Annotated in this window: 1 pseudogene; it reads right to left on the reverse strand. The window is 51.4% G+C overall.

Annotated features, from left to right (window positions below):
• A pseudogene (locus RB622_RS30175) lies at positions 1–830 on the reverse strand (hypothetical protein); the annotation flags it as partial.

The following is an 830-nucleotide window of genomic DNA, read 5'->3' on the forward strand; positions in this document are numbered from 1 at the left end:
GCACCGCGGTTGCCATCCGAGGTCATGTTGCCGTTTCCATCATAACCGTAGCTGCTGCTGCCACTTTTAACGCCGCTGTTGTTGCCGGATGCATCGCTAATGGAAGACAAGCGGTTACCGGCGTAGGTGTAAGTCAGGTTATCAACGGAGGCCCCGGCACGAGACAGGGTTTTGATGTTGCCGTTTTTATAATAAGTGATCCCGCTTTCAATATCCGCATAGGCGGACAGCCCGGCACTTTCCGTCAATCGGTCCACGCCGTCATAGCTGAACGAAAGCCCTTTGGTAAAACTGGCTTCATCCTTACCGCTCCACTGCATTTGGTTGATATTGCCGTTGGTGTAGCTTCCGCCATTGGCGTATGAAAGCCCATACTTAAAGAATGGGAGTTCTGGCCCCCCGTCAATTTGTTTATAAACTGTTTTCCCATCGGTGACCCATCCCCGGATGTTGTTGACATAGTCGGTACGTCTGCGGAACCTTGCCGCATCATCCGAATGGAGCCATTTGCTTTGGAGTTGCCCGAGTACATTGTACCGGTGGGCAACGGTCGTTACCTCTTTTTCCAGCGCGCCTATTTTAAGCTTCTCTTTGATACTCAGCAAACGGTCCGCGTGGTCATATGAAAAACTTTTAAGATGGCTGTTGCTAACTGTACCGGATGACTCATGGTCTGTTTGCTGTTGCTGCACCACGGCTGCCAGGTCATACTTGTATTTGGTTGAAACCCGCTCGGTTGTCATACCGCCCAGGTCATTGAGCTGTCTGACCGATTGGACCGGACGGTACTCAGCATCATAATACGTGGTCGTAACCAGCCAGGAAGCGTC

The sequence above is a fragment of the Dyadobacter sp. LHD-138 genome, from assembly GCF_030929615.1.
GTDB lineage: Bacteria > Bacteroidota > Bacteroidia > Cytophagales > Spirosomataceae > Dyadobacter.